Source organism: Pedobacter agri PB92 (assembly GCF_000258495.1).
GTDB lineage: Bacteria > Bacteroidota > Bacteroidia > Sphingobacteriales > Sphingobacteriaceae > Pedobacter > Pedobacter agri.
On the sequence record NZ_AJLG01000203.1, the window covers coordinates 1 to 8,306 of the forward strand.

An 8,306-nucleotide genomic window follows, 5' to 3' on the forward strand; every position below is an offset into this window, starting at 1 on the left:
ATTAGATCATGGGAAACTTATTGAAAAATCAAAAACAATATCATTTGTACATCCCACGGGCGAATTGTTAGATGAAAAAAGGGTAAGCATCATTACCGGGCTGTTCACAGCAAGTTCGGGGGAAGTTGTGGCAATGGCATTTAAAGGCAGATCAAATACTAATTTTATTGGACAAAGCACGTATGGCGCTACGACAGGGAATATTGCCTGTAAATTGCCTTTTAATATTACGATGGCCCTAACCACATCATATGATTGTGATAGAAATGGGAATTATTACGAGAAGATTATACCGGAAATTAGTATTTTCAAACAGGATAATTTTGATAATTTACTACTTGACAAAAACATTCAGCAGGCAATAGAATTTATAGACGTTAAGTAGTAAAACATCAAAACTGATTAGCTATTTATTTCGAGCAATATTTTTTAAAAATGCTCCTGGCTCACCAATTCACTCACGTCATAACCTTTTTCCCGGCATCTTTCAATAATATCAACCAGTAACGCCGCTTCCATTTTTGGTTCTCTGGCCATAATGAATAAATACTTTTCATCTGGATGACCAACAACAACATAACTATAGTCGGCTGCGATCTCGATAATCCAGTATCCAATTTTAAATGGCCATAAAAACTGAGCTTTCATATCGCCATCAGGCCGATCTTCATCAAAAAACAACTTTGATGTAATTGTTTTTTCTTCAGGGTTCCCCTCTTTATGGTAGGTGGTCAGCACATCAAAATGATCATCATCTTTTAAAGTGTAAGTTTCAGTGGTTTGTTTCCAATTTTTATCCATTAAAGTCGGAATGGAATATAGAGAGTACCATTTACCTTCGAACGCTTTATAATCAATATTGCCAATAGGTTTATTTTCCATAATATGAGGATTTAATTCGTCTTTGAGACTCGTAATAACTAAACCATTCCTTAATTATAAAGTTTTGAAAAGGATTTTTTAACCTTATATTTATTTCTACCTTCGATTAATATTTAGGATGAGCAAACCATTAAATAAAAATATATGAAAGTAACGGTTGTAGGTGCTGGCGCAGTTGGCGCTACTTGTGCAGATAATATTGCCAGAAAAGAATTAGCAAACGAACTTGTTTTGTTAGATATCAAAGAAGGTTTTGCCGAAGGTAAAGCGATTGACATGATGCAGACCGCTACCCTTTTAGGCTTCGATACAAAAATTACTGGTGTAACCGGCGACTACAGCAAAACTGCTGGTTCTGATGTTGTAGTGATTACTTCAGGCTTACCACGCAAACCCGGAATGACCCGCGAAGAATTGATTGGCATTAATGCTGGAATTGTAAAAGGTGTTGCTGAAAATATATTAAAGTTTTCTCCAGAGGCAATCATTATTGTGATTAGTAATCCAATGGATACCATGACTTATCTGGCACTGAAATCTTTAGGGCTTCCTAAAAACCGTATTATCGGTATGGGCGGAACTTTAGATAGCAGCCGTTTTAAATTCTACTTATCTCAGGCTTTAAATTGCAACCCAGGCGATTTGCAGGGTTTTGTAATAGGTGGCCATGGCGATACGACAATGATTCCATTAACCCGTCTGGCAACCTATCAAAGCTTGCCGGTAAGTAACTTGTTAGATCAGGCAACCTTAGATAAAGTTGCATCAGATACGATGGTTGGTGGCGCAACATTAACGGGATTAATTGGCACCTCGGCGTGGTATGCCCCTGGTGCAGCGGGAGCAGCTTTGGTTGAAGCAATTCTTCGCGATGAGAAAAAACTGTTTACCTGCTGCGTGTCATTAGAAGGTGAATACGGCCAGGAAGATATTTGCTTAGGGGTCCCGGTAATTATTGGCCGCTCGGGATGGGAAAAAATCATCGATTTTAAATTAACAGATGACGAGCAAGCTGCATTTAACAAAAGTGCCGATGCCGTTAGAAATATGAACAGCGTTTTGGCTGACATGAAATTGGTATAAATGAGTTCAATTTCAATCCCATTAAAATTACTGAACTTACAGGATGACGGCTTCCACCTTTTGGTGGAAGTTGTTGTTTTTAAGGAAAAACATTTTGCCGTTTTAGATACCGGCGCATCAAGAAGCGTTTTCGATAAGTTACTGATCGAGCGGCATCTTGCAGAAACACTTCATGTATCTGAAGAAATTAACGCCGCTACCCTCTTCACCACCACAACGACCATACAGGCCACTATTCCTGAAGTTAAAATCGGGCCACTTAAGATCAAAAACTACGAAACCGTTGCATTTGATCTTCAATCGGTTACTGAAACCTACCAGCAATTCGGTCATCCACCAATTATAGGAATTATCGGAGGAGACATTTTAATGCAGTATAAAGCGGTAATTAACTATAAAAAGCTAGTCCTTCGGCTGTATAAATAACGCTTTGGTATTAATCACGAGATCAATTCTGAGTATTTAGCACATATTTACATTTTATGAAAAACGACATTCTTAATCGGGATGACCTGATCCATCTGGTTGATACGTTCTACACAAAAGTGCAGCTCAACCCCAGGATTGGGCCAATCTTTACTGATGTTGCGAAGATAGATTGGTCGCACCATTTGCCTAAAATGTATGATTTTTGGGAAAGTATTTTGTTTGGTACAGCAACCTATAAAGGCAACCCGATGTTGATTCATTTTGCATTAAATGATAAGATTGCTTTAAAGGCTGAAGAATTTAATGCCTGGAAGCTCATTTTCATGGAAACCGTTGACGAACTTTTTGCTGGTAAAAATGCAGAAACCATTAAACAAAAAGCGCAATCCATTGCCGATTTGATGGATTTTAAAATAAATGCTCCAAAATCCAAGATCAACATTGTTTAATATTTTTTGATTTATCTGGTTTCTTATTAAATTTAATTAACCAAACAAATCAAATATGAAAGCTTTAAGAATTATTTTCGGCATCATCGTTGTCGTGGCGATTATTTTCGTTGTGGGAAGTTTCTTTCTACCAAAAACATATTCTGTTTCCAGATCAACAGTGATCAATGCTCCGGATAGCGTAATCTACAAAAACATTGCTGATTTTAATGAATTTTACCTTTGGAATCCCTGGGCAAAAATGGAACCTTCTGCCAAAACTACATTTTCTGGCACTCCTGTAACGCCGGGGCATCAATATAATTGGGTGGGCAAAGAAACCGGCTCAGGATATATGAAAATAGAATCACTAGAGCCCAATAAAAAAATAGACATCGAGCTGAAATTTATTGAGCCTTTTGAAAGCGTAGCGGATACCAAATTTGATATTGTGCCTGATGGAAACGGTCAAAAGGTAACCTGGACCATGAGTGGAGAAAACAACATGATCAGCAAGTGGATGTGTGTTTTTATGGGTGGAATGGACGGCATGATTGGAAAGGATTTTGAAAGCGGACTAGCAAGCCTGAAAGAAAAATCAGAAAAAGAAAATTAGTAAATTTTAACATCATTCTCAAGGCTGTATCATCAATCGAATATCATCCTGAGCCAGTTGAAGGACTTATAGAAACTGCTTTAAAGAGCATTTCGACAAGCTCAACAAGACAAAGTTCAGGCGAAAACCGATTTATAATACAGCCTTTTTATTTCTCCCCACTTTTTAATAAATAAACTTTTATGTCGTTATTGCGTTAAAAAGCTTTAATTTCAAAAATCTATCATCATCAGATTTTGTTATATCCTTATTTTTAGATTATTTGCCCCGCATGAATTTATTACTAGTAGAAGATGAGCCAAATGTGGTTTCTGTTATTTCCAGAGGCTTAACCGAAGAAGGTTTCACCGTAAGTGTAGCACCTGATGGCCTCATCGGTAAACAGCTGGCTTTAGAAAATGAATTTGATTTAGTCATACTGGATATTATGCTTCCTGGAATAAATGGATTGGAACTTTGCAAAATTATTAAGGCTGAAAAACCAAATGTACCCATCATTATGCTTACTGCTTTGGGCACTACAGAAAATGTAGTGAATGGTTTAGATAATGGTGCCGATGACTATTTAATTAAGCCGTTTAAATTTGCAGAACTTTTTGCCCGCATTAGAATGTTATTGAGGCGTTATACAGGATCGGCAAGCCTTGACCAGGTAATAAATGTTGCTGATTTGCAGATAAATTTAAGCGCCAAAAGTGTAAAACGAAACAATACAGAGGTGGTGCTCACTGCAACTGAATACCGTTTGTTGGAGTACATGGCCAAAAACAAATCGAAAATCCTCTCCCGCATTGATATTTTAGAAAGTGTTTGGGATATTGATTTTAATCTCGGCACCAACGTAGTTGATGTGTATGTAAATTATCTCCGCAAAAAAATTGATAAAAATTCAGATCAGAAACTGATACATACCGCCGTGGGTTTGGGTTATGTGCTAAAAGGATAGCCAATGGATATTGCCAAAAAAATCACGCTACTATTCGCAATACTTTCGGCGGTAATTATTTCATTATTAAGTGGTTTTGTTTGGTATTTCTCTAATGAGTTTGCCTTTGAAGATTTTTACAAACGTTTAGAAGCGAGGGTAAACATCGCAGCCCAGATTAAGCTCTACGAAGATGACAATAACAGCGTGGTTGCCCAAATGCGTAACCAATACTTGGAACGTTTACCTTCTGAACAAGAATTTATTCTTGATGCCAGTCAAACAGAAAACAAAGTTGACCGTGAACTTCCCAAAAGCTTCTACGATAAAATAAACACTGGTTCGATGGCCAGGTATCGTGTTGAAAATCATTTTTATGCAGGTAAGTTTTTTAGAAACGGACCTAAAGGATACATTGTAATTGTTTCTGCCAATGATCCCTTTGGCTTCCGTGAGCTTCGAGACCTTCAAAAAATATTGATTATTGGCTTTTTCCTGTCGGTCTTTTTGTCGTTCGTTGTGGGCTGGCGATTCTCCAATTACATGCTTATGCCCTTGCGAAATGTGATAAAAAGCGTAAAAAAAATAAAGGCAGAAAACCTCCACATGCGTCTAGACGTAAAAAAAGGGACCGATGAAATGTCGCAGCTGGCACAAACCTTTAACAACATGTTAAACCGGCTGGAAACAGCATTTGAAACGCAAAACAACTTTATCAGCAATGCGTCGCATGAATTAAGAACGCCATTAACCATCATTAGCGGCGAGGTAGAACTGGCTTTAAAAAATGGCGATGCGCAGAAGCAACATCTGGCGTTAGCCAAAATTAAAGATGAAGCCGAACGACTCGAACATATTTTAACCAGTTTACTGGGATTGGCTCAGTCGGGATTTAATGGCAAAAACCAACCCTGGGAATTGGTTAGAATGGATGAATTACTTTGGGAAATCAAAGCTTCTGTAAATCAGGTTCATCCCGAAAGTAAAATTGAAATCGATTTTTCTAAGCTTCCTGATGATGATGAACTGTTGAGTCTGAAAATCAATAAAAACCTCATTAAACTTGCCCTGACAAACATTGTAAGCAATGCATGCAAATATTCGAATGATAAGTTAGTGAACATTGCCATCGAAACTAGCGCTAATTCACTTTCCATTGCGGTAACCGATCAGGGTATTGGAATTCCACAAACGGATATTCAGCACATTTTTGAACCATTTTATCGGGCATCAAACACCAACTCTTTTAAAGGTTATGGAATTGGTTTGCCACTTTCTCTGAACATTATCAGGTTACACCGCGGAAGCATTGCCATCAAATCGCAGGAAGGAATAGGTACAGAAATTAAAGTACTGTTGCCATTAACCAGCATTTATTAGTTTTGTCGAAAAATTCTTATTTATTCAGATGATAATTTTACTTTTGCCTATCCAAATATGTAAACTTCCATTTTTTACAACCTAAAACTCTAAAGTTTTTAAATTCTAATCTCGCTTTAATCTCCTTCTTAGTTCGCTGTAATCTCATTGCGCTAAACTTGTATAAATATTTATTCATTTAACAAGATAAAACCATGAAAACAGTATTAGTACCAACAGATTTTAATTTAGCGAGTACCAAGATTATTGATGGTTTAACGCAAACTCAACCCAACGAAACTTTCAATATCATATTTGTTCATGCTTTTAAATTATCAGATTCGATTACTGATATGTTGATGTTAAGCCGCCGAAGCAAAGATTACGAAAACATCAGTGATGAGTTTTATCAAACGCTGAATAATTATAAAGTGAAGTATGCCAATCAAATCAACAACATTGGTATAGAATATTTTTATGGAAGTACTGTTGCAGCATTTAAAAATTTCATTGAAGCTTTTGATGTTGAAGCCATTGCTTATCCGAAAGACTATAGTTTCAAAGCCATCAACAAATACAGTATTGATCCAAAAGTATTAACAGCTCGCTGTGGCTGCGAAGTATTGGAATTAAACATCATGACGCTTCATAATCAGGAGAACCTGATTGAAACCAAAATCCAGGAGCCTAAATTAAAAGCGGCAAACGCTTAATTACTCACGAAATAAATTTAATAATATGCTGTTACGAAATAATATTCCGCTTACTTATATATTCGGAAAGATCAAAAAAGAACTGCTTTTTGTAATTGCTTATTCTATAGGAATTGTAGTTCTTTATCAGAACTTTCACGTTACCCGGATTTCCATTCCGATAACAGTCCCTGCCTTACTGGGAACAATTATCTCATTATTGCTGGCTTTCCGGTCGAATCAGGCTTATGACAGATGGTGGGAAGCCCGTATTTTGTGGGGTGCTATCGTAAATGACTCAAGATCGGTATCACGTCAGATTTTATCGTTCGTAGAAAACCCTTATGACTTGCATGAGGTAGAGGCTTTCAAAGAGCGCTTTATCAAACGACAAATTGCCTGGACTTATGCTTTGAGCCAATCATTAAGAGGTTTTAATCCTCGAAAAGGACTGGAAGAATTTTTAGTTGCTGATGAGATAGCGTTCCTTAAAAAACGTAAAAATGTAACCACGTCTATTTTGGAACTGCATGCTATGGATTTGAAAAAAGCTTTGAATGAAGGCTGGATTAACAAATATCAGCAAATTGAAATCGATAAAACCCTCACTGCATTATGTAACCACATGGGTGGATGTGAGCGTATTAAAAATACTGTTTTCCCGGTAACTTACAGTAAATACATCAACATGTCGATCCATTTATTTATTGTGCTTTTGCCATTTGGATTGATTGAGTATTTCGGTTATATGGAAGTTCCGTTAGTGGTTGCGATTGCTGCATTCTTCCTGTTGGTAGAAAAAATGGCGGTTCATCTGCAAGATCCTTTTGAAAATAAACCCACAGATACGCCAACTACAACGATTTGTAGAACCATTGAACGCGATCTTTGCCAAATGATAGATGATAATAAAATCCTTGAAGACAAACCCCAAACGGAATTGGCTCAAGTTGGTTCATATTACATCTTATAAAAATCTTAATTCTTAGTTCTGTTCCAGATTTGGAATGGTTAGTTAAAAACAATAGGTCTTCTCCCTGGATGGGGAGAAGCTTATTTATTTAAACCTGATCGCTTTTAGCGGAGATACTTTGCTAATTAACAGCGAAGGAATGATCAATACGATTAAACAAACAACCACAGTTAATACATTTAAGCCCAGTACATCGATAAAATGAATTTCAATGGGTGCATAAGTTAAAAAGTACGAAGACTGATTGAGTTTAAAAATGTGTGTTGCCTGCTGGAAAAAGCCTAGGCCCAATCCGAGGATATTACCCAACAACAAACCGATACCAATTAAATAGGCCGCATTATAAAGGAATATCTTCATGATACTCCAATTGCTTGCACCAAACGATTTCAACATTCCGATCATATTGGTTTTCTCCAGAATCATAATGAGCAGTGCCGTAACCATATTGATTACGCCAACAATTAGCATTAAGATCAGCAACACGTTCGTATTTACATCAAGTAAACTCATCCAGTTAAAAATGTTCGGAAAGTTTTCTACAATCGAAAATGAACGCAGATTTTGAGGTAAACTTTCAAAAATTTCTAACGATACTTTATTGAGATCTTTAAAGTTTTTAATGCGGATTTCAACACCTCCAATTTGGTTCGCATTCCAATTATTTAAGCGCTTAATAATATTCAGGTTACCCAGCACAAAACTTTTGTCGATATCCTCTACTCCAATATCGTAAATCCCTACGATTTTGAATTTCCTTGGCCTTAACTGATTTTGCACAAAATACATGATGAAATCATCGCCGGTTTTAAGTTTCAAACGGTTTGCGGTATAATTTGAAACTAGTAATTCCTGCATAGCAGCCGTACTATCCGAAAATCAATAATAGTTCCGCTAATAATATGTTGTTTGATGTAAT

The 8,306-nt window shown here is 36.8% G+C and carries 11 protein-coding genes; 9 read left to right on the forward strand and 2 right to left on the reverse strand.

Features of this window, described 5'->3' with window-relative positions; genetic code table 11:
- A partial coding sequence (locus tag ON09_RS20760; RefSeq protein ID WP_010602991.1) for a S41 family peptidase occupies positions 1 to 385 on the forward strand: 385 nt, incomplete at its 5' end.
- A gap of 44 nt (positions 386 to 429) precedes the next feature.
- On the opposite strand, the gene ON09_RS20765 is transcribed toward ON09_RS20760, so the two are convergent.
- Positions 430 to 882 carry a lipocalin family protein gene (locus tag ON09_RS20765; protein ID WP_010602992.1) on the reverse strand — a complete coding sequence of 151 codons (453 nt, stop codon included), beginning with the start codon at positions 880 to 882 and terminating at the stop codon, positions 430 to 432.
- Between the two features lie 144 nt (positions 883 to 1,026).
- Here ON09_RS20765 and mdh point away from each other — a divergent pair, with 144 nt between their 5' ends.
- The 8 genes from mdh (at position 1,027) to ON09_RS20805 (ending at position 7,387) form a co-directional block, all read left to right on the forward strand.
- Entirely contained in the window at positions 1,027 to 1,965 is a 939-nt protein-coding gene (mdh, locus tag ON09_RS20770; RefSeq protein ID WP_010602993.1) for a malate dehydrogenase, read from the forward strand.
- Positions 1,966 to 2,391 carry an aspartyl protease family protein gene (locus tag ON09_RS20775; RefSeq protein WP_010602994.1) on the forward strand — a complete coding sequence of 142 codons (426 nt, stop codon included), beginning with the start codon at positions 1,966 to 1,968 and terminating at the stop codon, positions 2,389 to 2,391.
- A gap of 56 nt (positions 2,392 to 2,447) precedes the next feature.
- Positions 2,448 to 2,843: a group III truncated hemoglobin gene (locus ON09_RS20780; protein WP_010602995.1), complete on the forward strand. Its 396-nt coding sequence runs from the start codon at positions 2,448 to 2,450 to the stop codon at positions 2,841 to 2,843.
- Between the two features lie 55 nt (positions 2,844 to 2,898).
- Positions 2,899 to 3,438: an SRPBCC family protein gene (locus ON09_RS20785; protein ID WP_010602996.1), complete on the forward strand. Its 540-nt coding sequence runs from the start codon at positions 2,899 to 2,901 to the stop codon at positions 3,436 to 3,438.
- A 271-nt stretch (positions 3,439 to 3,709) separates the two neighbouring features.
- The gene (locus tag ON09_RS20790; protein ID WP_010602997.1) at positions 3,710 to 4,384 is read left to right on the forward strand and encodes a response regulator transcription factor; all 675 of its coding nucleotides are present in this window, start codon (positions 3,710 to 3,712) and stop codon (positions 4,382 to 4,384) included.
- A 3-nt stretch (positions 4,385 to 4,387) separates the two neighbouring features.
- Positions 4,388 to 5,743 carry a sensor histidine kinase gene (locus ON09_RS20795; protein WP_010602998.1) on the forward strand — a complete coding sequence of 452 codons (1,356 nt, stop codon included), beginning with the start codon at positions 4,388 to 4,390 and terminating at the stop codon, positions 5,741 to 5,743.
- A 194-nt stretch (positions 5,744 to 5,937) separates the two neighbouring features.
- Positions 5,938 to 6,435 carry a hypothetical protein gene (locus ON09_RS20800; RefSeq protein ID WP_010602999.1) on the forward strand — a complete coding sequence of 166 codons (498 nt, stop codon included), beginning with the start codon at positions 5,938 to 5,940 and terminating at the stop codon, positions 6,433 to 6,435.
- 25 nt (positions 6,436 to 6,460) lie between these two features.
- On the forward strand, positions 6,461 to 7,387 hold the full coding sequence (locus ON09_RS20805; RefSeq protein WP_010603000.1) for a bestrophin family protein: 927 nt from the start codon (positions 6,461 to 6,463) through the stop codon (positions 7,385 to 7,387).
- An 84-nt stretch (positions 7,388 to 7,471) separates the two neighbouring features.
- Here ON09_RS20805 and ON09_RS20810 read toward each other — a convergent pair whose 3' ends face one another.
- Positions 7,472 to 8,245: an ABC transporter permease gene (locus tag ON09_RS20810; RefSeq protein WP_010603001.1), complete on the reverse strand. Its 774-nt coding sequence runs from the start codon at positions 8,243 to 8,245 to the stop codon at positions 7,472 to 7,474.
- Positions 8,246 to 8,306 lie beyond the last annotated feature (61 nt).

What these genes read in the sequence shown, in the direction of transcription:
- ON09_RS20810 (WP_010603001.1), bottom strand. Translation starts at nt 8,245, where the DNA reads ATGCAGGAATTACTAGTTTCAAATTATACCGCAAACCGTTTGAAACTT.
- ON09_RS20790 (WP_010602997.1), top strand. Translation starts at nt 3,710, where the DNA reads ATGAATTTATTACTAGTAGAAGATGAGCCAAATGTGGTTTCTGTTATT.
- ON09_RS20775 (WP_010602994.1), top strand. Translation starts at nt 1,966, where the DNA reads ATGAGTTCAATTTCAATCCCATTAAAATTACTGAACTTACAGGATGAC.
- ON09_RS20795 (WP_010602998.1), top strand. Translation starts at nt 4,388, where the DNA reads ATGGATATTGCCAAAAAAATCACGCTACTATTCGCAATACTTTCGGCG.
- ON09_RS20765 (WP_010602992.1), bottom strand. Translation starts at nt 882, where the DNA reads ATGGAAAATAAACCTATTGGCAATATTGATTATAAAGCGTTCGAAGGT.
- mdh (WP_010602993.1), top strand. Translation starts at nt 1,027, where the DNA reads ATGAAAGTAACGGTTGTAGGTGCTGGCGCAGTTGGCGCTACTTGTGCA.
- ON09_RS20780 (WP_010602995.1), top strand. Translation starts at nt 2,448, where the DNA reads ATGAAAAACGACATTCTTAATCGGGATGACCTGATCCATCTGGTTGAT.
- ON09_RS20785 (WP_010602996.1), top strand. Translation starts at nt 2,899, where the DNA reads ATGAAAGCTTTAAGAATTATTTTCGGCATCATCGTTGTCGTGGCGATT.
- ON09_RS20805 (WP_010603000.1), top strand. Translation starts at nt 6,461, where the DNA reads ATGCTGTTACGAAATAATATTCCGCTTACTTATATATTCGGAAAGATC.
- ON09_RS20800 (WP_010602999.1), top strand. Translation starts at nt 5,938, where the DNA reads ATGAAAACAGTATTAGTACCAACAGATTTTAATTTAGCGAGTACCAAG.